The sequence below is a fragment of the Streptomyces sp. SolWspMP-5a-2 genome (genome assembly GCF_900091845.1).
GTDB classification, from domain to species: Bacteria; Actinomycetota; Actinomycetes; order Streptomycetales; family Streptomycetaceae; genus Streptomyces; species Streptomyces doudnae.
The window spans coordinates 1-23,156 of the sequence record NZ_FMCI01000139.1; the positions used below are offsets into that span (position 1 = coordinate 1).

Annotated in this window: 18 protein-coding genes and 1 pseudogene; 12 read left to right on the top strand and 7 right to left on the bottom strand. The window is 74.3% G+C overall.

Annotation, left to right across the window (positions count from 1 at the left end; translation table 11 throughout):
* The 4 genes and pseudogenes from GA0115242_RS13475 to GA0115242_RS13490 form a co-directional block, all read right to left on the bottom strand.
* A pseudogene (locus GA0115242_RS13475) lies at positions 1-266 on the bottom strand (hypothetical protein); the annotation flags it as partial.
* 265 nt (positions 267-531) lie between these two features.
* Positions 532-1,326, bottom strand: coding sequence for an energy-coupling factor ABC transporter ATP-binding protein (locus GA0115242_RS13480; protein ID WP_093828015.1), 795 nt, complete (start codon positions 1,324-1,326; stop codon positions 532-534).
* Positions 1,314-2,075, bottom strand: coding sequence for a cobalt ECF transporter T component CbiQ (gene cbiQ / locus GA0115242_RS13485; RefSeq protein WP_093828017.1), 762 nt, complete (start codon positions 2,073-2,075; stop codon positions 1,314-1,316). The genes GA0115242_RS13480 and cbiQ overlap by 13 nt, the downstream gene beginning before the upstream one ends.
* Position 2,076: 1 nt before the next feature.
* The gene (locus GA0115242_RS13490) at positions 2,077-3,150 is read right to left on the bottom strand and encodes an energy-coupling factor ABC transporter permease (protein WP_093828019.1); all 1,074 of its coding nucleotides are present in this window, start codon (positions 3,148-3,150) and stop codon (positions 2,077-2,079) included.
* Between the two features lie 176 nt (positions 3,151-3,326).
* Between GA0115242_RS13490 and GA0115242_RS13495 the strand changes: the two genes are divergently transcribed.
* The gene (locus GA0115242_RS13495; protein WP_093828021.1) at positions 3,327-3,683 is read left to right on the top strand and encodes an SsgA family sporulation/cell division regulator; all 357 of its coding nucleotides are present in this window, start codon (positions 3,327-3,329) and stop codon (positions 3,681-3,683) included.
* 37 nt (positions 3,684-3,720) lie between these two features.
* Here the strand turns inward: GA0115242_RS13495 and GA0115242_RS13500 are convergent, their stop codons facing one another.
* The 3 genes from GA0115242_RS13500 to GA0115242_RS13510 all read right to left on the bottom strand — a co-directional run bounded on the left by GA0115242_RS13500 (position 3,721) and on the right by GA0115242_RS13510 (position 9,026).
* Complete coding sequence (locus GA0115242_RS13500; protein WP_093828023.1) at positions 3,721-5,388, bottom strand: penicillin-binding transpeptidase domain-containing protein; 1,668 nt, start codon at positions 5,386-5,388, stop codon at positions 3,721-3,723.
* A 114-nt stretch (positions 5,389-5,502) separates the two neighbouring features.
* Entirely contained in the window at positions 5,503-7,128 is a 1,626-nt protein-coding gene (locus GA0115242_RS13505; protein ID WP_093828025.1) for a penicillin-binding transpeptidase domain-containing protein, read from the bottom strand.
* Positions 7,129-7,286: 158 nt separating this feature from the next.
* A complete protein-coding gene (locus tag GA0115242_RS13510; RefSeq protein ID WP_093828027.1) occupies positions 7,287-9,026 on the bottom strand; it encodes a dolichyl-phosphate-mannose--protein mannosyltransferase in 1,740 nt (579 codons plus the stop codon).
* An 86-nt stretch (positions 9,027-9,112) separates the two neighbouring features.
* On the opposite strand from GA0115242_RS13510, the gene rsmI reads away from it, so the two are divergent.
* The 11 genes from rsmI (at position 9,113) to GA0115242_RS13565 (ending at position 23,145) form a co-directional block, all read left to right on the top strand.
* A complete protein-coding gene (rsmI, locus tag GA0115242_RS13515) occupies positions 9,113-9,985 on the top strand; it encodes a 16S rRNA (cytidine(1402)-2'-O)-methyltransferase (protein WP_093828096.1) in 873 nt (290 codons plus the stop codon).
* Between the two features lie 236 nt (positions 9,986-10,221).
* Positions 10,222-10,626 (top strand): hypothetical protein, encoded by a 405-nt coding sequence (locus GA0115242_RS13520; protein WP_093828029.1) that lies wholly within the window; start codon positions 10,222-10,224, stop codon positions 10,624-10,626.
* 42 nt (positions 10,627-10,668) lie between these two features.
* Positions 10,669-11,547, top strand: a complete 879-nt coding sequence (locus GA0115242_RS13525; protein WP_093828031.1) for a TatD family hydrolase — start codon at positions 10,669-10,671, stop codon at positions 11,545-11,547.
* A 309-nt stretch (positions 11,548-11,856) separates the two neighbouring features.
* Complete coding sequence (locus GA0115242_RS13530) at positions 11,857-13,053, top strand: resuscitation-promoting factor (RefSeq protein ID WP_093828033.1); 1,197 nt, start codon at positions 11,857-11,859, stop codon at positions 13,051-13,053.
* A 58-nt stretch (positions 13,054-13,111) separates the two neighbouring features.
* Entirely contained in the window at positions 13,112-13,975 is an 864-nt protein-coding gene (gene rsmA, locus GA0115242_RS13535; RefSeq protein ID WP_093828035.1) for a 16S rRNA (adenine(1518)-N(6)/adenine(1519)-N(6))-dimethyltransferase RsmA, read from the top strand.
* 103 nt (positions 13,976-14,078) lie between these two features.
* Positions 14,079-14,984 carry a 4-(cytidine 5'-diphospho)-2-C-methyl-D-erythritol kinase gene (locus GA0115242_RS13540; RefSeq protein WP_093828037.1) on the top strand — a complete coding sequence of 302 codons (906 nt, stop codon included), beginning with the start codon at positions 14,079-14,081 and terminating at the stop codon, positions 14,982-14,984.
* Positions 14,985-15,240: 256 nt separating this feature from the next.
* Positions 15,241-16,347, top strand: coding sequence for a peptidoglycan recognition protein family protein (locus GA0115242_RS13545; RefSeq protein ID WP_093828098.1), 1,107 nt, complete (start codon positions 15,241-15,243; stop codon positions 16,345-16,347).
* Between the two features lie 71 nt (positions 16,348-16,418).
* Positions 16,419-18,233 (top strand): ABC-F family ATP-binding cassette domain-containing protein, encoded by a 1,815-nt coding sequence (locus GA0115242_RS13550; RefSeq protein WP_093828039.1) that lies wholly within the window; start codon positions 16,419-16,421, stop codon positions 18,231-18,233.
* 187 nt (positions 18,234-18,420) lie between these two features.
* Positions 18,421-20,319, top strand: a complete 1,899-nt coding sequence (locus GA0115242_RS13555) for an outer membrane protein assembly factor BamB family protein (protein WP_093828041.1) — start codon at positions 18,421-18,423, stop codon at positions 20,317-20,319.
* Between the two features lie 73 nt (positions 20,320-20,392).
* Positions 20,393-22,228: an outer membrane protein assembly factor BamB family protein gene (locus GA0115242_RS13560; protein ID WP_093828043.1), complete on the top strand. Its 1,836-nt coding sequence runs from the start codon at positions 20,393-20,395 to the stop codon at positions 22,226-22,228.
* Between the two features lie 218 nt (positions 22,229-22,446).
* On the top strand, positions 22,447-23,145 hold the full coding sequence (locus tag GA0115242_RS13565) for a helix-turn-helix transcriptional regulator (protein WP_093828045.1): 699 nt from the start codon (positions 22,447-22,449) through the stop codon (positions 23,143-23,145).
* The last annotated feature ends 11 nt before the right edge of the window (positions 23,146-23,156 follow it).

Sequence of the window (23,156 nt, forward strand, 5' to 3'; positions counted from 1 at the left end):
TGCACGTCGATCGCGCAGCGCCGTCCGCGCACCCAGGCCCAGGCCGCGCACGTGCCGTCCGGGCCGCTCACCAGCACCGTGTCCCGCGCCGGGTCGACCCCGGGCAGGGTGAGCCGGGCGGCGACGCCGTCCGGGACGGCCGGGGCGGCGCCGTGGGCCGCGTGCTCGCAGACGGCCACCAGACGCTGGATCGCGTCGGCGTCGGCGAGCGCCGCGGGGCGGGCGAGGTACCCGGGCGGGATGTCGAACGCGGGGCAGGGGCGCATGGGAGGAAGACTGCCCCGCCGCGAGGTGTTCCGCACCGTCCGACATGGGCTATGATTGATCTTGAGCCGGTCACCACAACTCGCGGTTACTGGTTGTGCGTTGGTGGTCCAAGGAAAGACGCCCCGCTTCCTGCGGGGAAATGCAGGTGCAAGGCCTGCCCGGCGCTCCACGACGAAGCCCGTCCCGCGACAGCGGGGCGGGCTTCGCGCATGACGGGGGGGAGGGTGCCGGGCGGGGTCCCCGCGGTCACCCCCTGGCGGTCCGTCAGGGGCGGCCCGCCACCCGGGGATCGAAGCCGAACGGCAGCTCCAGCCGGTGCGCCCGCATCAGCGCGTCGTCGCCGAGGATCTCCGCCGTCGGACCGTCCGCCGCGATCACGCCCTCGCTCAGGACCAGCGCGCGCGGGCACAGTTCGAGGGCGTACGGCAGATCGTGCGTGACCATCAGCACCGTCACGTCCAACCCCCGCAGGATGTCGGCCAGTTCGCGCCGGGAGGCCGGATCGAGGTTGGACGACGGTTCGTCCAGGACGAGGATCTCCGGCTCCATCGCCAGCACCGTCGCCACGGCCACCCGGCGCCGCTGCCCGAACGAGAGATGGTGCGGCGGCCGGTCCTCGAAACCGCCCATGCCGACCAGGTCCAGCGCCCGGCCGACCCGCTCCCGCAGCTCAGGGCCGCGCAGTCCGGCCGCCGCCGGGCCGAACGCCACGTCCTCGCGGACCGTCGGCATGAACAACTGGTCGTCCGGGTCCTGGAAGACGATGCCGACCCGGCGCCTGATCTCCGCCGTGTTGCGCCCGCCGACCGGCAGCCCGGCCACCGTCACCGTCCCGGCGCCGCCGCCGAGGATGCCGTTGAGGTGCAGGACGAGGGTGGTCTTGCCCGCGCCGTTGGGGCCGAGCAGGGCGACCCGCTCGCCGCGCGCCACCCGGAAGTCGACGCCGAACAGGGCCTGGTGGCCGTCCGGGTAGGCGAAGGCGAGGCCGGAGACCTCCAGGGAGGCGGGGGCGGCGGGATCGGTCGCGGTGTCGTTCACGGGGGCGTTCACAGGGTCCATCCCAGCAGACAGATCAGCAGGGCGGCAGCCGGGAGGGCCAGCGCGCACGACCACTGCGCCCGGTCCGCGCGCACCTCGTCGAGGACCGGCATCGAGCCGGTGTACCCGCGGCTGACCATCGCCAGGTGCACCCGCTCGCCGCGTTCGTAGGAGCGGATGAACAGGGCGCCCGCCGACTTCGCGAGCACCCCCCAGTGCCGCACCCCGCGCGCCTCGAAGCCGCGGGACTGCCGGGCGATCCGCATCCGGCGCATCTCGTCGGCGATGACGTCGCCGTAGCGGATCATGAAGGAGGCGATCTGCACCAGCAGCGGCGGCAGCCGCAGGCGTTGCAGGCCCAGCAGCAGGGCGCGCAGCTCGGTCGTGGCGGCCAGCAGGACCGACGCGGCGACGCCCAGGGTGCCCTTGGCGAGGACGTTCCAGGCACCCCACAGACCGTTCACGCTCAGCGACAGGCCGAGGACGCCGACCCGCTCGCCGCCCGCGACGAACGGCATCAGCACCGCGAACGCCACGAACGGCACCTCGATCAGCAGCCGCCCCAGCAGGAACCCGGCGGGCACCCGGGCGACCGCCGCGACGGCTCCCAGCAGCACCGCGTAGGCGGCGAACGCCCACACCGCCTCGCGCGGGGTCGACACCACGACGACCACGAAGGCGAAGGCCGCGGTCAGCTTCAGGTGCGGCGGCAGCGTGTGCACACCGGAGCCGCCGGGCCGGTAGAGCCGGTGGGCGTGCCCGGCGCCCATCTCAGGACGCCTCGGACGCGCGCCTGCGCCGCAGCACCCAGAACACCGCGCTGCCCGTGACGACGGTCGCGCCGACGCCGATCACCCCGGCGAGGCCGCCGGAGAGCCGGGCGTCGGAGACGTCCTTGACGCCGTAGTCGGCGAGCGGGGAGTCCGCCGACGCGTGTTCCTCGGCCGCGCGGTCGATGCCGTGGTCGGCGGCGACCTTCTCCAGGCCGTCGGGGTTCGCGGAGGCGTAGAAGCTGACGAAGCCCGCCAGCACGAGGGAGGTGACCAGGCCGGTGATCCACAGCGCCCGGCGGGAGGCGCGGGGCGCGGCGGCCACCGGCTCGGGGGCGGGCGCGGGCGCGTCGACGAGGTCGCCGTCCACGCGCAGCTTCAGCCGTGGCCGGGTCAGGTCGCGCGCGCCGTGGACCAGGTCGGGGCGGACGGCGAGGACGGCGCCCACGGTGAGCGCGGTGATCACCGCCTCGCCGATCCCGATCAGGACGTGCACGCCGATCATGGCGGTGGCGACCTTGCCGAGCGCGACGTCGGTGGTGCCGCCGAGCGCGTAGATCAGGGTGAAGGCGACGGCGGCGGCCGGTACCGACAGCAGCGCGGCGACGAAGGCCGCGCCGGTGATCGAACGCCGTCCGCGGGGCAGCACCTTCACCAGCCCGCGGAAGACGCCGTAGGCGACGACGGTGGTGACGACCGCCATGTCGGTGATGTTGACGCCGAGGGCGGTCAGCCCGCCGTCCGCGAAGAGGATGCCCTGCATGAGCAGGACCACGGAGACGCAGAGGATCCCGGTGCAGGGGCCGACCAGGATCGCGGCGAGGGCGCCGCCGAGCAGATGGCCGCTGGTCCCGGCGGCGACCGGGAAGTTGAGCATCTGCACGGCGAAGATGAAGGCGGCCACGAGTCCGGCGAGCGGCGCGGTGCGTTCGCCGCCCGGCTCGCCGCCGGGTCCGGCCGGGCCGCCGGCCAGTTCACGGCGCGCGCCGCGCAGGCTCACGGCGACGGCGCCCGCGGCGAGGACGCCGGTCGCGGCGGAGAGGGGCGCGTTGATGAATCCGTCAGGGACATGCACCGTCTGATAATAGTGAGTTCTTGCGAACCCTTTGCAAGAGCGAGACGGTCCCGGATCGGACGCGGAGGCGTGGATCTCTTCCCGTTCCGGAGGGCAAAATCGGTAAAATGTGCGACATTGGAGGGAAAGCGGGCGCACAGATTCCGCACAGGTGACGCAGGGTAAGGGGTCGTCCGATGTCGGTGGTCGAGCAGTACGCCAGCGCCCGTATCGTCACCGACGCCGACGCGGCGGCCCAGGCGGACGGCGGCGCCGTCCCGGTGGTGCTGCGCTACGACCCGCAGGCGGACGCGCGCGCGGTGCGGATCGGGCTGCCGGGCCCGCACGAGTGGACCTTCGACCGGTCCCTGCTGGAGGAGGGCCTGCGGGCACCGGCCGGGGACGGGGCGGTGCGGGTGTGGCCGTGCGGGCGGGTGCAGGCGGTGGTGGAGTTCCACTCCGCGGGCGGGGTCGCCGTCGTTCAGTTCGACCGCAAGACCCTCGTCCGCTTCCTGCGCCGCACCTACACGGCGGCGCCCGCCGTCACCGGCTGAACCCGCCCCGCCCGGCCCGTGCGCCGGGGCGGCCGCCTCAGGCGCCCAGGCCGAGGAGCGCGGCGACGATCGGGCCCGCGGTGTCGCCGCCGTGGCCGCCCGCCTGCACCACACCGGCCCCGGCGAGGTCGCCGCGGTAGGCGGTGAACCAGCCGTTCGGCTTCTCCTGGTTGTCGACCTCGGCCGAGCCCGTCTTCGCCCCGTAGTCCGGGCCGAGCCCCGACATCGCCTCGGCGGCCGTGCCGTACGCGGCCGTGTACCGCATCAGCTCGCGCAGTTGGGCGAGGGTCTTCGCGGACATCGTGCGGGAGGCCGTCGCCAGCTTCCGGTGGTCGACGGAGGGCGCCACCAGGTACGGCTGGTGGAAGGTGCCCGAGGTGACCGTCGCCGCCACCGACGCCATGTTCAGCGGGTTCATCCGCACCCCGCCCTGCCCGATCAGCGAGGCCGCCATCTGGGCCGCCGACTGCACCGGCACCGAGCCGTCGAAGGTCGGCACCCCGATCGCCCAGTCGTTGCGGGAGAGGCCGAAGACCTCCTGCGCCTGCTTGGTCAGGTCGCTGTTCGAGAGCTTCTTGGCCTGGCTGATGAAGGCGGTGTTGCAGGAGCGGGCGAAGCTGGCCTTGAAGGTGCCGCCCTTGATCTCGAAGTCGTCGTCGTTGTGGAACTTCCAGCCGCCGTAGGTGAACGTCTTGGGGCACGGGTGCTTCTTCTCGGCCTCCGCGAGCCCCTTCTCGATCAGCAGCGACGAGGTGACGACCTTCATCGTCGAACCCGGCGCGAGGGAGCCCTGGAAGGCGACGTTGAAGTTCTTCGAGGAGTTCGCGGCGGCGAGGATCTCACCGGTCGAGGGCCGCAGCACCACCACGGACGCCGACGAGCGCTCGGCGACCTTCTTCTCGGCGGCGGCCTGGAGCTTGGGGCTGAGCGTGGTGCGCACCGAGCCGGGGGTGCCCTTGCTCAGCTCCAGGACGGTCTTGTCCGACAGCTTCGCCTTCTCGGACGCCGAGCCGCGCACCACGCGCAGCTCCACGCCCGCCGTGCCGCCCGCGGTCTTGCCGTACTTCTCGCGCAGCCCGTCCAGCACCGGCCCCAGCGACGGGTACGCGGCGGTCGTCAGCTCGCCGCCGTCCCGGTCGAACGCCTTCACCGGCGGGGTCCCGGACTCTCCGGTGACCAGGGTGTCGCCCTCCTTCAGGTCCGGGTGCAGCACCGAGGGCCGCCAGGAGACGATCGGCTCGCCGTCCGCCGCGCGCCGCACGACGGTCAGTGAACTCGCGTACGCCAGCGGCTTGCTGGTCCCCTTGTAGGTGACCGTGCCCTTCACGTCGAACGGCACCTTGCCGCCGCTGCGGGTGCCCGCGGTCAGCGTGACGTCCCCGACGCGGGCGTCCTTGGCGTAGCCGGTGAGCAGGGCGGTGGCCGCGCCGGCGTCGTCGGTCGCGGCGGCCGCGGCCGGCACCTTGCCGCTCTGCCAGGCGGTGAGGAACCGCTGGGCCGCGGTGGTGACCTCGGCCGCCGTCAGCGGGCCGGACTTCACCGCCTTGTGACCGGCGGAGGTGGCCGGGCCGTCGTCGGCCGCCGCCCCGCCGCCGAACAGCGCCCACCCGCCGAGTCCCGCGCCGCCGACGACCACGGCGATCACCCCGCCGACCACGGCCGGGCGGGTCTTCCGTGGCTCGGCCACGCGTCGTCTCTTGCCCACAGTTACCGAATCCTCCGCACAATCCCCAGGGCCCCCGCCATGCCGCGTTGCCCGCACCCCCGGCCGACCCCGACGACGGTCACCAGCCTAGAGTCCCGTCCGGCGCCGATGACCTCAGCCGCCCGCTCGTAGCACGCTTGCGACAATCGGACCGGCCGCGTCCGCCCCGTGCCCGCCGTCCTGGGTCATCGCGGCGGCGGCCAGGTCGTCGCGGTACCCGGTGAACCAGCTGTCGGACCTCGACTGCCCGTCGACCTCGGCCGAACCGGTCTTCGCGCCGATGCTGCCGCCGAGCCCCGCCATCACCCGGGCCGCCGTGCCGCTGGTCGCGGTGCGGTTCATCATCGCCCTCAACTGCCGCACGGTGGACGGCGCGAGGCCCCGGGCGGTCGCCAGCGCGCGGCCGTCGAGCGCGGCGGGGACCAGCACCGGCTGCCGGAAGACGCCGGTCGTCGCGGTCGCCGTCACCGACGCCATGTTCAGCGGGTTCATCTGCACCTGGCCCTGGCCGATCAGGTTGGCCGCGGTGTCCGGGCCGCCGGAGGCGGGGACCGAGCCGTCGAAGGACGGGATGCCGGTCTTCCAGTCGTCCCGGCCGAGCCCGAAGCGGTCCTCGGCCTCCGCGGTGAGGGTGTCGGGCCGCACGTCGTCGGCGAACTTCACGAAGGCGGTGTTGCAGGAGCGGGCGAAGCTCTCCGCGAGGGTCGCGCCCGGGTCGGGCGCCATCCCCGTCAGGTTGTGGAAGGTCTGGCTCTGCCACACCGCCTCCGCCGGGCAGGTGGCCGGGCCGTCCATGGTGGCGAGGCCCGCGTCGATGAGCGCCGCCGCGCTGACGATCTTCATCGTGGAGCCGGGCGCCAGCTTGCCGAGGAAGGCCGCGTTGAAGCCGTCCGCACGGTGGTTGGCGACCGCGAGGACCTCGCCCGTGCTCGGCTTGACGGCCACCACGGACGACTCCCGGTACCCGGCCACCGCCTTCTCCGCCGCCGCCTGGGCGCGAGCGCTGAGCGTGGTGCGCAGGGTGCCCGCCCGGCCCTCGGTGAGCGTCAGCAGCGTGGTGGCCGCCGCCCCCTCGTCCCGGTGCCGTGCCGACAGCTCGACGCCGGGCGAACCGCCGGCCGTGTCACCGTACTTGGCGCGCAACTGGTCCAGGATCGGGCCCAGCGAGGGGTAGTCGTCCCCGGACAGGACGGTGCCGTCCCGGTCGACGGCCTCGATCGGCGGGCTCGCGGCCTCGCCGGTCACCAGGGTGTCGCCGTCGACGAGCCGCGGATGGACCACCGCGGGGCGCCAGTGGACGAGGGCCCGTCCGGTGGTCCGGCCGCGCACCACCGTCAACTCGCCGCGGTAGGACAGCGGTCGGGACGCCCGGCCGAAGGACACCGTCGCCCGCACGGTGAACGGCACGGTCGCCCCGGTCGCCTTCCCCGGCGTGATCCGGGCGTCCCCGATGTGCGCGGTGGTGCCGAACGACGTCAGCAGCGGCTCCGCGTCCGCCGCGTCGTCGGTGAGCGACGCCGCCCGCTTCCCGTCGCCCTTCTGCCACGCCGCGAGGAACTCCGCCGACGCGGCCTCGATCTCCCGGCCGCTCGGCGGCCCCGACGCCACCGGGCGCGGACCGGACGCGCCGGAACCCCCGTCGGTCACGGCGGAGATGAGGGTGTAGGCGCCGTACCCGGCACCGCCCACCATCGCCGCGAACACGCCGCCGATGACGGCTGTTCTGACCCCCCTGCCCATGCGGACCTCCCCGTTGCCCCCGCCGACCGCCGCACGAAGGGCTTTCTGAACACGTTCAGAAAGCCCTCGGCTCTTGCACAGTACGGGGTGGAGGGGGCCCTGGGGAGGGGAGTGTCCCGATCGTTAGGGGCGGGGGAGCGGCGCCCGCCCGCCCCCGGCTACACCCAGGTGTCCAGCCACATCCGCGACCGCCACTGGTCGATCGGGATCGCCGTGCCCGTGTACAGGGGCCAGAAGTAGATGAAGTTCCAGGCGATCAGCAGCACCAGGACGCCCGCGCCCGTCGCGCCCGCCACCCGGCGGGTGTCGCTCGACCCCGGCGGGCCGATGACCGCGCCCAGCAGCATCGCCACCGCCAGGCACAGGAACGGCAGGAAGACCACCGCGTAGAAGAAGAAGATCGTCCGCTCCTGGTAGAGGAACCAGGGCAGGTACCCGGCCGCCACCCCGCAGGCGATCGCGCCCGCCCGCCAGTCGCGCCGCAGCAGCCAGCGCCACAGCACGTACAGCACCGCGAACCCGGCCACCCACCACAGCAGCGGGGTGCCGATCGCGAGGACCTCGCGGGCGCACTTCTCGCCCGCGTCCGCCGGACAGCCGTCCGCGCCGGGCGACGGCGACTCGTAGAAGTAGGAGACCGGACGGCCGTCGACGATCCAGCTCCACGGGTTCGACATGTACGTGTGCGGCGAGGAGAGCCCCACGTGGAACTCGTACACCTCGTGCTCGTAGTGCCACAGGCTGCGCAGCCAGTCCGGGAGCCAGGTCCAGGAGCCGCCCCTGCCGTCGGTCGCGGCCCAGTTGCGGAAGTAGCCGCCGCTGCCGTCCGTCGACGAGCGGATCCAGCCGGTCCACGAGACGAGGTAGGTGACGACCGCGACCGGCACCGTCGCCAGGAACGCCAACCCCAGATCGCGCTTGAGGACCGCCAGGTACGGCCGTCCCGCACCGGCGACCCGGCGCGCCCCGACGTCCCAGAGCACCGACATCACCGCGAACGCGGCCAGGAAGTACAGGCCGTTCCACTTGGTGCCCAGCGCCAGCCCCAGCAGCAGACCCGCCGTCCAGCGCCACGGCCGCCACCCCAGCCGGGTCCCCTCCGCCACGTCCGCGTCCGGGCGGGCCAGCCCGTCGGCGCCGACCGGCAGCGCGGCGGCGAGCCGCTCCCTGGCCCGGTCCCGGTCCACCACCAGCGCGCCGAACGCGGCCAGCACGAAGAACATCAGCACCCCGTCGAGCAGCGCCGTGCGGCTCATCACGAAGTGCAGCCCGTCGACGGCCATCAGCGCGCCCGCCAGGCAGCCGAGGAACGTCGACCGGAACAGCCGCCGTCCGATCCGGCACAGCAGCAGCACCGACAGCGTGCCGAGCAGCGCGGTCATGAACCGCCAGCCGAACGGATCGAACCCGAACACCAGCTCGCCGAGCCCGATCACGTACTTGCCGACCGGCGGGTGGACCACGTACGCGGCGTCCGTCGGGATCGGCACGTGCCCGTTGCGGGACAGGATCAGGTCGTTGGCGTCCTTGGCCCAGTCGACCTCGAAACCGCGGTGGACGAGCGCCCACGCGTCCTTCGCGTAGTACGTCTCGTCGAATATCACCGCCTTCGGGCTGCCCAGGTTCCAGAACCGCATCACGCCCGCCACCAGCGTCACCACCAGCGGACCGCCCCAGCCCGCCCAGCGCCCCAGGCGTCCGGCGAGCCCCGGACCGACCCCGAGGAGCTGCCACAGCCGCGCGCTGGGCTCCGCGTACGGCGGCACCAGACGCTCGCGGACGTCTGCGCCGGTCCGCGCCGAGTGGCCGAAACGGCGCAGCCGCTGCTGCCAGGGCGGCCGCTGGTCGTGCGTGGTCTGGCCCTGCCGGGTGTCCGTGGAGGACGCGGTACTGGTCACCGCGCCATCGTAGGGAACGGCGCTGTGTGAGTCCCGTGCATGGGCGGATGCGTCCGCCGCGGACCGGGGCTGGGAGGATGGACGGCGTGACTGGAACCCTCGTCCTCGCAGGCACCCCCATCGGCGACACCGCGGACGCCCCGCCCCGGCTCGCCCAGGAACTGGCGGACGCCGACGTCGTCGCCGCCGAGGACACCCGGCGGCTGCGGCGGCTCACCCAGGCGCTCGGCGTGACCCCCCGCGGCCGGATCGTCTCCTACTTCGAGGGCAACGAGGCCGCCCGCACCCCCGAGCTGGTCGAGGAACTGGCGGGCGGCGCGCGGGTGCTGCTCGTCACCGACGCCGGGATGCCCTCCGTCTCCGACCCCGGCTACCGGCTGGTCGCCGCCGCCGTCGAGCGGGACGTCAGGGTCACCGCCGTGCCGGGGCCCTCCGCGGTGCTCACCGCGCTCGCCCTGTCCGGGCTGCCCGTCGACCGGTTCTGCTTCGAGGGCTTCCTGCCGCGCAAGGCGGGCGAACGCCTCACCCGGCTGCGCGAGGTCGCGGCCGAGCGGCGCACCCTCGTCTACTTCGAGGCACCGCACCGGCTCGACGACACCCTCGCCGCGATGGCCGAGGTGTTCGGCGCCGACCGCAGGGCCGCCGTCTGCCGGGAACTGACCAAGACGTACGAGGAGATCAAGCGGGGCGGGCTCGGCGCGCTGGCCGCGTGGGCCGCCGACGGGGTGCGCGGCGAGATCACCGTCGTCGTCGAGGGGGCGCCGGAGAAGGGGCCCGAGGAGCTGGACGGCGCGGAGCTGGTGCGCCGGGTGCGGGTACGCGAGGAGGCGGGCGAGCGGCGCAAGGAGGCCATCGCGGCCGTCGCGGCGGACGCCGGACTCCCCAAACGGGAGGTCTTCGACGCGGTTGTGGCCGCGAAGAACGCTTCACCCGAGCGAGGGGCGCGCGGCGCCGTGTGAGCGGAGTCATACCCCCTCTGAGCAGGGCTCATCTCCTCTGAGCGTGCGCCCCACGGCAGGGCAAAGGACCGTATCCGAAGGCAAAGCCCAGCGCCCCGCCCGAGCCCGCTTCGGCAAGGAAAGTCCAAATCGCCCTCAACACATGACAGTGCCTGGTGCTTTCCCGCGAGGGGAGGCGTCCACTGGGTGGTGGGGACGCACCCGTCCCTGTGTCCAGCGGAAAAAGAGGAGCTGGCATGAGCGACACTGCAGGACCGACCGGCCTGCGCGGCCCGGTGACCGCCGTCGTGCACGAGTCCTATTCCTTCGCCTGCATGCGGTGCGGGCACGGGTGGGAGCAGTCCTACGAGATAGAGCACCACACGGACACCGACGGCCACCGGTTCGTGGTCTACGTCGCGGACGGCCACGTCGTCCCGTCCCCGCTGAGCCGCCCGAGCTGCCACAACTGCGACAGCCACGTCGTGCGGATCATGCGGCCCGGACAGGTCTCGTCGGTGCAGGGCGCCACGTTCCACCAGGAGCGCCACGCCCCGGCGCCCGGACCGGCCCCGGAGACGGACGCCCCCGCGCCCGCCGGGACCCACCACCACTGGCACCTCTCCGACCTCCTGCACCCCTTCCAGCACCGGGCGGGCTGACACGTGACGCCGGGCGGGGTGTCCCTTTCGTAGGATCGGGACATGCCTGCCTCGTCCGACAAGAACACCGCGCCGCCGCCCCCTGAGCCCCTCCGGGTGCCCGTCGCCGACTCGCACACCCACCTCGACATGCAGTCGGGCACGGTGGAGGAGGCGCTCGCGACGGCCGCCTCGGTCGGCGTCACCACCCTCGTGCAGGTGGGCTGCGACCTCGCCGGATCACGCTGGGCCGCCGAGACCGCGGCCCGCCACGACGCGATCCACGCGACCGTCGCCCTGCACCCCAACGAGGCGCCCCGCATCGTGCACGGCGACCCCGACGGCTGGTCGCGGCAGGGGGCGCGGGCGCCCGGCGGCACCGCCGCGCTGGACGCCGCGCTCGCCGAGATCGACCGGCTGGCCGCGCTCCCGCAGGTCAAGGGCGTCGGCGAGACCGGCCTCGACCACTTCCGCACCGGGCCCGGGGGCAAGGACGCCCAGGAGGCCTCCTTCCGCGCCCACATCGAGATCGCCAAGCGGCACGGCAAGGCCCTCGTCATCCACGACCGCGACGCCCACGCCGACGTGCTGCGCGTCCTCAAGGAGGAGGGCGCCCCCGAACGCACCGTCTTCCACTGCTACTCGGGCGACGCCGAGATGGCCGAGGTCTGCGCCCGCGCCGGGTACTTCATGTCCTTCGCCGGGACCGTCACCTTCAAGAACGCGCAGAACCTGCGGGACGCCGTCGCCGTCGCCCCGCCCGAGCTGCTCCTGGTGGAGACCGACGCGCCGTTCCTGACCCCCGCGCCCCACCGCGGCCGCCCCAACGCGCCCTACCTCGTGCCGCTCACCGTCCGCGCCATGGCCGCCGTCCGGGGCGTCGACGAGGACACCCTGGCGACCGCGCTCGCCGCGAACACCGCGCGGGCGTTCGACTACTGAGGCCGCGCGGCCACCCTGCGTGGTCGCGCCGCTTTGGAGAGTGACCGCCGCTCCGCTAGGTTCTGTGGGCCCGATCGGGACCCCCTCTGGCCCACTGGAGCGTGTCGGCGTGAGCAACTCCCCGTACCGGACCCTCGGGGCCCCGGCCGTTCCCGACCCCCGGCCGCCCCCGCCGCAGCGCCCGGCCCGCACCCCGCGTACGACGGCGGCCCCGGCCCGCGCACCGCGCACGCCCCGCACACCGGGTACAGCCCGTACGCGCCGTACAACCCGTACGCGTGGCACGGGTCCTCCCACGGCGCCGCCACCGTGCCCGCCCCGCCCCCGCAGGACACGCTCCCGCCGACGCCCGCGCCCGCGCCCGCCCCCGCCCCTGCCGGGCACCGGCGCGGGGCGCGGGCCGCCGTACGCCCCGACACCACCGTGCGCCGTCTGCTCCCGCAGGCCCTCGTCGTCGCCTTCCTCGCGGGCGGCACCACCGCCTTCGTCGCCCAGGACAAGGCCGTCGAACTGACCGTCGACGGCGAGGAACGCACCCTGCACACCTTCGCCGGCGACGTCACCGGACTCCTCGCCCGCGAGGGCGTCGACGTCGGCGCCCACGACGTCGTCACGCCCGCCCCCGGCACCGCCCTGCACAGCGGCGACGAGGTCTCCGTGCACTACGCCCGACCCGTCAGGCTCACCCTCGACGGCCGGCGGCACGAGGTGTGGACCACCGCCCGCACCGTGCACGAGGCGCTCACCCGGCTCGGCGTGCGTGCCGAGGGCGCCTACCTCTCCACCGCCCGCTCCACCCCCATCGGCCGCGCCGGGCTCGCCCTCGACGTCCGCACCGAACGCTCCGTCACCGTCCTTGTCGACGGCCGCGCCCGCGCCGTCCGCACCAACGCGGCGACCGTCCGCGAGGTCGTGCGGCAGGCCGGTGTCACCCTGCGCGGCGAGGACAGCACCTCCGTGCCGGGCGACAGCTTCCCGCGCGACGGGCAGACCGTCACCGTGCTGCGCGTCACCGGCGGCGAGGAGGTGCGTGAGGAACCGATTCCGTACCCGACCGAGCGCGCCGCCGACCCGTCGCTGTTCCGCGGCACCGAGGTCGTCGAGCGCACCGGGCAGCCCGGACTGCGCCGCGTCACCTGGGCCCTGCGCACCGTCAACGGCGTCAAGGAGCGTCCGCGCCGGGTCCGCGCCGAGGTGGTGCGCGCCCCGCGCACCCAGCTCGTGCGGTTCGGCACGCGGGCGCTGCCGACCTCCGTCGCCGGGGCCGACGGACTCGACTGGCAGGGCCTCGCCGCCTGCGAGTCCGGCGGGCGGCCCGACGCCGTCGACCCGTCCGGCACCTACGGCGGGCTCTACCAGTTCGACACCCGCACCTGGCAGGGGCTCGGCGGCAGCGGCCGCCCGCAGGACGCCCCGGCCGCCGAGCAGACGCTCCGCGCCAAGACGCTCTACGTGCGGCGCGGGTCGAGCCCCTGGCCGCACTGCGGGGCCCGGCTGCACGGCTGAGCGGCACCCCGCGGTGCCGGGCGGCGGGGGCGCCCCGCGCGCCCCGTACCCTGGTCGGGTGACCAGCCCCACCCACGACGCCCTGCTGGGCCCCGCCGACATCCGCGAACTGGCGGCGGCGCTCGGCGTGCGCCCCACCAAGCAGCGCGGCCAGAACTTCGTCATCGACGCCAACACGGTCCGCCGCATCGTGCGCACCGCCGAGGTCCGCCCCGACGACACGGTGGTCGAGATCGGGCCGGGGCTCGGATCGCTCACCCTGGCGCTCCTGGAGGTCGCCGACCGGGTCACCGCCGTCGAGATCGACGACGTCCTGGCCGGCGCGCTGCCCGCGACGATCGCGGCCCGGATGCCGGAGCGCGCCGACCGCTTCGCGCTGGTCCACTCCGACGCCATGCAGGTCACCGAGTTGCCGGGGCCCGCCCCCACCGCCCTGGTCGCCAACCTGCCCTACAACGTCGCCGTGCCGGTCCTGCTGCACATGCTCGCGACCTTCCCGACCATCGAACGCACCCTGGTCATGGTCCAGGCGGAGGTCGCCGACCGGCTCGCCGCCGCCCCCGGCTCGAAGGTGTACGGCGTCCCGTCCGTCAAGGCCAACTGGTACGCCGACGTCAAACGGGCCGGATCGATCGGCCGCACGGTGTTCTGGCCCGCCCCGAACGTCGACAGCGGGCTCGTCGCCCTGACCCGCAGGACCGAGCCGGTCGCGACGACGGCACCGCGGCGCGAGGTCTTCGCGGTCGTCGACGCGGCCTTCGCGCAGCGCCGCAAGACCCTGCGGGCCGCGCTGTCCGGCTGGGCCGGGTCGGCCGCGGCGGCGGAGGCGGCACTGGTCGCCGCGGGGGTCTCCCCGCAGGCCCGCGGCGAGGCGCTCACCGTCGAGGAGTTCGCCCGCATCGCCGAGCACCGCACGCGCTAGCGCGCGGCGCACCGGGGGGCGCCGCGCCCGCCCGTGGCCCGACGGCCGCCCCGCCGAGACCCCGTCGCCCCCGCCCTCCGCCCAGACCCAGGAGTTCCCGCTCGTGAGCGTCAGTGTCACCGTTCGTGTCCCCGCCAAGGTCAACGTCCAGCTCTCGGTGGGGGGCGTCCGGGCCGACGGGTTCCACGACCTGGCCAACGTCTTCCTCGCCGTCGGCCTCTACGACGAGGTCACCGTGACCCCGTCCGACACCCTGCGGGTCACCTGCGCGGGTCCTGACGCCGCCCAGGTGCCGCTGGACCGGACGAACCTCGCCGCCCGCGCCGCCGAGGCGCTCGCCGCCCGGTACGGCCGCGACGCGAACGTCCACCTGCACATCGCCAAGGACATCCCGGTGGCCGGGGGCATGGCGGGCGGCAGCGCGGACGGCGCGGGCGCCCTGCTGGCCTGCGACGCGCTCTGGGGCACCGGCGCCTCCCGCGGCGAACTCCTGGACATCTGCGCCGAGTTGGGCAGCGATGTGCCGTTCTCCCTGGTGGGCGGGGCCGCGTTGGGCACCGGACGGGGCGAGCGGCTGACCGTCCTCGACGTCGGCGGCGCCTTCCACTGGGTGTTCGCGATGGCCGCGCGGGGTCTGTCCACGCCCGCCGTCTTCCGGGAGTTCGACCGGCTCGGCGCGGGCCGGGACATCCCGGAGCCGGTCGCCTCCGCCGACCTGATCGACGCGCTCGCCAAGGGCGACCCGGACGCGCTCGCCGCGACCGTCTCCAACGACCTCCAGGCCGCCGCGCTCTCCCTCTTCCCCGAACTGGCCGCCACCCTCGCCGCGGGCCGGGCGGCGGGCGCGCTCACCGCGCTGGTCTCCGGCTCGGGCCCCACCACCGCGTTCCTGGTCCCGGACGCCGGGTCGGCGGAGCGGGTGGCGCGCGCGCTGCGCGACTCCGGCACCTGCCGCACCGTCCGCACCGCACCGGCCCCGGCCCCGGGCGCCACGGTCCTCGGCGACTGAACCAACCACCCCTCCCCGTAGGGCGCTGCGCCGGGCGGCGGACGAACCGGCGTCCGTGCAGGGCGCGTTGCGGGACCTTCGCGGCAACTCGGCGGGAAAAAAGGCGGGTTGGCCGTCGTCAGGGGCTCCCGGGTGCGCCGGGGGCGGGCGGGGCGGATAGCCTCCGCCAAGGCTCCCGGTCCGCGCCCCGGCCCCGGTCGGCGGCCGTCGGGCCAGGACGCCGTCCGGTCCCGCACGCCCCGTGGAAGGCACCACCGTGTCCGTACCCCCCACCTCCCCGCACCGCCAGCAGCGGTCCCTCTCCCGCCGTGGCGTGATCGCCGCCGCCGGGGCCGTCGCCGCCGGAGGCGCGCTCGCCCCCGTCGTCTCCGCGGCCACCGGCTCCGAAGGGACCGCCGAGGCCGCGGAGGGCGGCACCGCCGCCGGTACCGAGAAGCGGGACTTCCCCGCCACCCGCACCGCCGCGGCCACCGGCACCGGCGAGACGTCCACCGCCTTCGCCGCCGGGTACGTCGCCGTGCGCTGGAGCGGCGCGGGGGACGGCGTCGGCATCCGGCTCGCCGACGGCGCCTGGCACCCGGCGGGCGGCGGCTGCGCGGCCGTCGAGGACGGCGGCACCGCGCTGGTCGCCTCCGGGGGCGCCACCTCGTACACGCTCAGGGCCGGGGACGGCGCCGGCGACCTGCGCTCCCTCGCCATCGACTCGGCCCGCGGCCCGGCCCGTTCCTTCACGGTGCCGACCGAGCCGACCCGGGTCCGCGGGGTCGAGTACCTCTCCCGGCCCGCCTGGGGCGCCGACGAGGCCAAGCGCTACAAGGACGGCGTGGTCAACTCCCCCGAGGCGTACTACCCGTTCCAGACGATCACCGTCCACCACACGGACACCCCGAACGACGACGCCGACCCCGCGGCCACCGTCCGGGCGATCTACGAGTACCACGCGGTCACCCTCGACTGGGGCGACATCGGCTACCACTTCCTCATCGACGAGTCCGGCGCCGTCTACGAGGGCCGCTACTCGGGCGACGACGCCGTCCCCGCCTTCGACCCCGAGGGACGCCTCGTCACCGCCTTCCACACCAGCGGCTTCAACTCCGGCAACCTCGGCATCGCGCTGATCGGCACCCTCGTCGACCAGGGCCCCACCGACGCCGCCCGCGCCTCCCTCGTCAGGCTGATCAGGGCCGTCGCCCGCCGCGGGGGCCTGGACACCACGGCCCGCACCACCTACGTCAACCCGGTCAACGGCGTCACCAGGGAGGTCGCCACCGTCAGCGGGCACCGCGACTGGCTGGAGACCGACTGTCCGGGCCGGACCATGTACGAACTGCTCGCCGCGGTCCGCGCCGAAGCGGCCGGATGACGGTGCGGCCGGGCGGCTTCCCGGGGCGCACTACCCTGGGGGGCTGACCCGTCCCCCCGAGCAGGAGTGAAATGGCCGTCAACCTGGTCAATGTCGAGAACGTCAGCAAGGTGTACGGCACCCGTGCCCTGCTCGACGGCATCTCGCTCGGCGTCTCCGAGGGCGACCGGATCGGGGTGGTCGGCCGCAACGGAGACGGCAAGACCACCCTCATCCGCATGCTGGCCAAGGTCGAGGAGGCCGACACCGGGCGGGTCACCCACTCCGGCGGGGTCCGCATCGGCGTGCTCACCCAGCACGACTCCCTCGACCCGGCCGCCACCGTGCGCCACGAGGTCATCCGGGACATGGCCGACCACGAGTGGGCCGGGAACGCGAAGATCAGGGACGTGCTCACCGGCCTCTTCGGCGGCCTCGACCTGCCCGGCTTCCCGCAGGGCCTGGACACCGTCATCGCGCCGCTGTCCGGCGGCGAGCGGCGCCGGATCGCGCTCGCCAAGCTGCTCATCGAGGACCAGGACCTGATCGTCCTCGACGAGCCCACCAACCACCTCGACGTCGAGGGCATCTCCTGGCTCGCCCGGCACCTGCGCGAGCGCCGCTCCGCGCTGGTCTGCGTCACCCACGACCGCTGGTTCCTCGACCAGGTCTGCACCCGCATGTGGGACGTGCAGCGCGGCTCGGTCTACGAGTACGAGGGCGGCTACTCCGACTACGTCTTCGCCCGCGCCGAACGCGAGCGCATCGCCGCCACCGAGGAGACCAAGCGGCAGAACCTGGTCCGCAAGGAGCTGGCCTGGCTGCGCCGGGGCGCCCCGGCCCGCACCTCCAAGCCGCGCTTCCGGGTCGAGGCCGCCAACGAGCTGATCAAGGACGTACCGGCGCCCCGGGACACCAGCGAGCTGATGAAGTTCGCCTCCTCGCGGCTCGGCAGGACCGTCTTCGACCTGGAGGACGTCACCGTCCAGGCCGGGCCCAAGGTCCTCCTCAAGCACCTCACCTGGCAGCTCGGGCCCGGCGACCGGATCGGCCTGGTCGGCGTCAACGGGGCGGGCAAGACCTCCCTGCTGCGCGCGATGGCCGAGGCCGCCCGCAGCGAGGGCGAGCGGCAGCCCGCGGGCGGGCGGATCGCCGTCGGCAAGACCGTCAAGCTCGCCTACCTCTCCCAGGAGGTCGCCGAACTCGACCCGCGCACCCGGGTCCTGGAGGCCGTGCAGCAGGTCCGCGAGCGCGTCGACCTCGGCAAGGGCCGTGAGATGACCGCCGGGCAGCTCTGCGAGACGTTCGGGTTCGGCAAGGAGAAGCAGTGGACGCCGGTCGGCGACCTGTCCGGCGGTGAGCGGCGCCGTCTGCAACTGCTGCGGCTGCTGATGGACGAGCCGAACGTCCTCTTCCTCGACGAGCCCACCAACGACCTGGACATCGAGACCCTGACCCAGCTGGAGGACGTCCTCGACGGCTGGCCCGGCTCGATGATCGTCATCTCCCACGACCGGTTCTTCGTGGAGCGCACCACCGACCGCGTCTTCGCGCTCCTGGGCGACGCCTCCCTGCGGATGCTGCCGCGCGGCATCGACGAGTACCTGGAGCGCAGGCAGCGGATGGCGGAGACGGCCGCCGCGGCCTCACCGGTCGCCGCGCCCGCCGCGGAGAGGCCCGCCGCCGAGCGCAGCGCCGCCGACCAGCGCGCGGCCAAGAAGGAACTCCAGAAGATCGAGCGGCAGTTGGACAAGGTCGCCGAGCGGGAGACCAAGCTGCACGCGCAGATCGCCGAGCACGCCACCGACTTCGCGAAGGTCGCGGGCCTCGACGCCGAGTTGCGCGACCTCGCCGGGCAGCGGGACGACCTGGAGCTGCGGTGGCTGGAACTGGCCGAAGAGGCGTGAACGGCGCGTGAAGGCGCGTAACGGAGCCATCACGAGCCGGTTCTCCCTTGGGAACAGGGGTTGAACCGGCCCGGTCCGTTGTCGGGAGTGGGTGATAGAAAGGGCCGTCTGAGACCTTTCTGAGCCTGCCCGAGCCCCTGGACGGCCCGGCGCGTGGCCAAAAATCAGTGGAACGGGGGAGGCGCTGATGACTCAGCCGCCACAGGGAGACTTCGGAGCACCGCAGGACAAGCCGGAGCGGCCGCCGCAGTCACCGGACGCGTCGCAGTCGCCGTCACCGGACGCGCCGCCGCCGCCGCCGAGCGGTGGCGGGTTCGGCCCGCCGCCCCCGGCCGGGCCCCCGCAGACCCCGCCGCCTCCGGCCGGACCGCCGCAGACCCCGCCGCCTCCGCAGGGCCCGCCCGCCCCGCAGCCCGGCTACGGCTTCCCGCAGACCCCGCCGCAGCCCGGCTACGGCTACCCGCAGACGCCCCCGCCGCCCGGCCCCTACGCCCAGCCCGGCCCGTACGGGCAGCCAGGACCCTACGGGCAGCAGCCGGGCCCGTACGGCGCGCCGCAGCAGCCCGGCCCCTACGGTCAGCCGGGCCCCGGCCACCCGCAGCCGCCCACCTACCCGGGCGCGCCCGGCGCCCCGGGCGGCGGCTCCCGCAACCCCTTCAAGGGCAGGCCCGCGCTCGCCATAGGCGCCGCGGTGGCCGCGCTCGTGGTCATCGGCGCCGGTGCCTTCGCGATCGTCGGAGGCGGCAAGGACGACGGCCCGAAGCCGGTCGCGGGCCGCAGCGACGACCCGAAGGCGTCCGCGTCCGCGTCGGCGTCGGCGTCGGTCGACACCGGGGACGGCACGGGCGGCGGACGCTCCGACACCGACGACCTCAACTCCGGCCGCCAGGCGGGCGAGGCGAAGGTCCTCTGGTACAAGGACGCCCCGGCGGCGCCCGGTTCGGGCGCCGACGCACCCGGCATGTGGATCACCGGCAAGGCGGCGGTGAAGGCGGCCTACAACCAGGTCGTCGCCTACGGCACCGCCGACGGCGAGCCGGTCTGGCCCGCGATCACGCTTCCGCAGAAGATCTGCGCGGTCACCCCGGACGCCTCCTCGGACGGCAAGGTCGTCGTCGCCTACGAGAGCGGCACCAGCGATCGCGCCAAGTGCAACCAGCTCCAGCAGATCGACCTCGGCACCGGCAAGAAGGGCTGGAAGGCGCAGCTCCCCGAGGGCGCCCTGTTCGACAGCACCATCTCCGTCGGCCTCTCCCTCACCGGCACCACCCTCATGGTGGGGCGTTCGCAGTCCGGGGTCGCCTACGACGTCGACAGCGGCACCAAGCTGTTCGACAAGACCAAGTACGGCGAGGCCTGCTTCCCGACCGCGTTCGCGGGCGGCGACAAGCTGCTGTCGGTCTCCTCCTGCGGCGCCGGCGGGTCGAACGCGCACGACGAGCTCCAGGAGCTCGACCCGGCCTCCGGCAAGGCCCGCTGGACCCACAAGATCGACAAGGGGTGGACGGTCGCCCGCGTCTACTCGGCCGACCCGCTGGTCGTCTACAGCACCAACCAGGACAAGAAGGCGTGGAACATCTCCACCTTCGACTCCAGCGGCTCGATCCGCTCGCAGGTCGCCGTGCAGGACAGGTTCGCCCCCCAGTGCGGCTGGGCGATTCTCAGCCGCAACCTCCAGGGCTGCAAGGGCGTGGCCGTCGACGCGGACACCCTCTACCTGCCCACCGACGCGACCACCGGGCCGAACGAGATCGTGGCGATCAGCCTGGCCAGCGGCAAGGAGAAGTGGCGGGTCAAGTCCCCGGCGGACGACTCGATGCTCCCGGTCAGGGCCGAGGGCGGCAAGCTCGTCGCCTATGTCGAGCCGTCCTACGACGCGGGCGGCCAGGTCGTGTCGATCGCGACCGGCTCCGGCGCCCACAAGCCGGTGAAGCTGCTCCAGAACCCCGCGTCGGCGGCCCGGGTCGAGAACGGCTTCTTCTCCAAGGACTTCGACTGGGTCGACGGCCGCTTCTACCTCTCCACCACCCGCCTGACCGGCGGCAGCGCCGCGAAGGAGAAGCTGATGCTGGCCTACGGCAAGTGACCAGGACCGCGCCTCTCCACCCCGCCCCGCCGTTCCAGCCGTCCCCGCAGAGTTCTCCCGGAGTGTCCTCCCCATGAGCCAGCCGCCCCCGCCGCCGCCCAACGAGCCCCCGAAGTCGGGCGGGTTCGGCCCCCCGCAGCCGCCGCAGCAGCCCCAGAACCAGCCCCCGCAGCCGGGCGCGCAGCCCCAGCCGCCCCAGCCGCCTGCCCAGCAGCCCGGCTACGGCTACCCGCAGACGCCGCCGCCCCCGCAGCAGCCCGGCTACGGCTATCCGACGGCCCCGCAGCCGCCCCAGCCGCAGCCCGGCTACGGCTACCCGGGCGGCCAGCCGAACCCGTACGCCCAGCCGACCGCCTACGGGCAGCCCGCCCCGTACGGGCAGCAGCCCCCCGGCTACGGCGGGCAGCCCGGGTACGGCTACCCGCCCACCGCGCCCCAGCCCGCCGTGGACGGCGGCCGGCGCAAGGGCGGCGCGCAGGCCGCGATCATCGTGTCGGCGGTCGTCGCGATCGCCCTGATCATCGGCGGCGGGATCTGGTACTCGTCCTCCTCCGGCGGCGACGGCAGGAAGGACGACACCGCGCACTCCGGCGGGGGCGGCGGCGCGGACGGCAAGGACGGCAAGGACGCCACCGGGGGCACCTCGGGCGGCACCGAGAAGGTCCCCGCGAACACCGCGTCGAAGGTCCTCTTCGAGGTGCCCGCGCCCAAGGTCGAGGGCACCACCAGCATCACGGTGTACGGCTCCTGGCTCACCTCGAAGGCGTACGTGAAGACCGGCGTCGCCTCGGTCACCGGCTACGACCCCGACAAGGGCACCGAGCTGTGGTCGGTCAAGCTGCCGGGGCCGGTGTGCACCGCCAGCAGGCAGAGCACCGACGACCACCTCACCGCGATCGTCTACGAGCCCGCGATGCCGACGAAGGCGAAGCCCTCGCACGGGTGCAGCCAGATCGCCGCGCTCGACCTCGACGCCGGGAAGAAGCTGTGGACGAGGACGGTGAAGAACGGCGACGAGCCGGTCCGCCTCGACAACGTCACCGTCAGCGGGCGCACCGTCGCCGTCGGCGGCACCAGCGGCGGCGCCGCCTTCGACATCTCCACGGCGAAGCCGCTCTGGTCCCCGAAGCCGACCGACACCTGCTACGACGCCGGGTACGGCGGCGGCCCCAAGCTCGTCGCCGTGCGCAAGTGCGGCTCCTACGACGAGCGCCAGCTGCACATCCAGACCATCGACCCGAAGACCGGGAAGGTGATCTCCGAGTACAAGATGTCGCCCGGCATCGACTACGCGGCGGTCGTCTCCACCGACCCGCTGGTGGTCGCCGCCGACGTCGGCGACAGCGCCGGTGACGGCAGCGGCATCTCGGACTTCTTCTCCATCGACAACAAGACCGGCAAGCTGCGCACCCGCATCTCCGCGCCCGGCAAGGAGTACGCGGCCCGCTGCGACGACATCTCGAAGCTGGAGTACTGCAACGGCCTCGCGGTCGGCGCCGACCGGCTGTACATCCCGACCGAGGAGCACGAGGGCACCGGGCAGTACAGCAGGACCAACGAGGTCGTCGCCTTCGACCTCGGCACCGGCAGGCAGACCGGCCAGCGCGCCGACGCGGGCGACGGCTCCACCCTCACCCCGCTGCGGATGGACGGCCCGAACCTGATCGCCTACAAGCGCGGCCCGTACAACAAGGGCGGCCGGATCGTCAGCCTCGACGGCGGCTCGTTCAAGGAGACGACGCTGCTGGAGAACCCGGCGACGGGTCCCGGGCACGACGCCGAGACGGGCATGCTGCCCAACTACTCGGAGGTCATCTACCGGCAGGGGCGGCTGTACCTGTCCGGGGTCTTCGCGAGCACGTCCGCGCTGAAGAAGGACCTGGTGGTGGCGTTCGGCGCCACCGGCTGACCCGGGCTCCGGCCGACGGCCCCGTCCCTGTTCAGGGGCGGGGCCGTTCGCGTACCGCGCATCGCCCTCGAATGCGGGGAAAACCAGAATTTCCGCCGATCCAGGGCGCATCTCATCGGTAGGGGAAGCGCGACGTCGAACAAGCGTGTAGCTTCCGGGGGCATGAAGGGCGGGGGGAGCCGGGAGGGGGCTGCCGTCCGGGACTGGGGGGTTGCCCGATGGGAGTGCGGCTGATGGTGGTCGACGACCACCGACTGCTCGCCGAGGCGCTGGCCTCGGCGCTCAAACTGCGGGGCCACCGGGTGCTGGCCGCCGCCGCGCCCGCCGCGGGAGCGGCGGAACTGGTGATCACCAGAGCGCCCGAGGTCTGTCTGCTGGGGACGGCGACACCGGCGGAGCCGGGCCGGTTCGACCCGGTGGTGCGGATCAAGAAGGAGCGCCCGCAGGTGGCCGTGCTGGTGCTCGGGCCGGTGCCGAACCCGCGGGGCATCGCCGCCGCGTTCGCCGCGGGGGCCTGCGGGTACGTCCGGCACGACGAGCGGATCGAGGGCGTCGAGCGGGCCATCATGAAGGCGCGGGCGGGGGAGGCCGCCGTCGCCCCGCAGCTCCTGCAGGGCGCCTTCGGCGAGTTGCTCAACCCGGCTGCGCAGCCCGACGACGAGGGGCAGCGGCTGCTGCACCTGCTGACCCCGCGCGAGGTCGAGGTGCTGGTGCGGGTCGCCGACGGCGAGGACACCCGGCTGATCGCGGCCGGGATGGGCATCGCGCCGTCCACCGCCCGCACCCATGTGCAGCGGGTCCTGATGAAGCTGGGGGTGGGCTCGCGGCTGGAGGCGGCGGCGCTGGCCGCGCGCACCGGTCTGCTGGACCGCGCGGCCCCGCTCCACCGCGGCGGAGCGGGACCGCGGACGCCGTAGGGCGGGGCCGG

What these genes read in the sequence shown, in the direction of transcription:
- GA0115242_RS13525 (WP_093828031.1), top strand. Translation starts at nt 10,669, where the DNA reads ATGCCTGCCTCGTCCGACAAGAACACCGCGCCGCCGCCCCCTGAGCCC.
- GA0115242_RS13480 (WP_093828015.1), bottom strand. Translation starts at nt 1,326, where the DNA reads ATGGACCCTGTGAACGCCCCCGTGAACGACACCGCGACCGATCCCGCC.
- GA0115242_RS13505 (WP_093828025.1), bottom strand. Translation starts at nt 7,128, where the DNA reads ATGGGCAGGGGGGTCAGAACAGCCGTCATCGGCGGCGTGTTCGCGGCG.
- GA0115242_RS13555 (WP_093828041.1), top strand. Translation starts at nt 18,421, where the DNA reads ATGACTCAGCCGCCACAGGGAGACTTCGGAGCACCGCAGGACAAGCCG.
- cbiQ (WP_093828017.1), bottom strand. Translation starts at nt 2,075, where the DNA reads ATGGGCGCCGGGCACGCCCACCGGCTCTACCGGCCCGGCGGCTCCGGT.
- GA0115242_RS13565 (WP_093828045.1), top strand. Translation starts at nt 22,447, where the DNA reads ATGGGAGTGCGGCTGATGGTGGTCGACGACCACCGACTGCTCGCCGAG.
- GA0115242_RS13495 (WP_093828021.1), top strand. Translation starts at nt 3,327, where the DNA reads ATGTCGGTGGTCGAGCAGTACGCCAGCGCCCGTATCGTCACCGACGCC.
- GA0115242_RS13550 (WP_093828039.1), top strand. Translation starts at nt 16,419, where the DNA reads ATGGCCGTCAACCTGGTCAATGTCGAGAACGTCAGCAAGGTGTACGGC.
- GA0115242_RS13520 (WP_093828029.1), top strand. Translation starts at nt 10,222, where the DNA reads ATGAGCGACACTGCAGGACCGACCGGCCTGCGCGGCCCGGTGACCGCC.
- GA0115242_RS13560 (WP_093828043.1), top strand. Translation starts at nt 20,393, where the DNA reads ATGAGCCAGCCGCCCCCGCCGCCGCCCAACGAGCCCCCGAAGTCGGGC.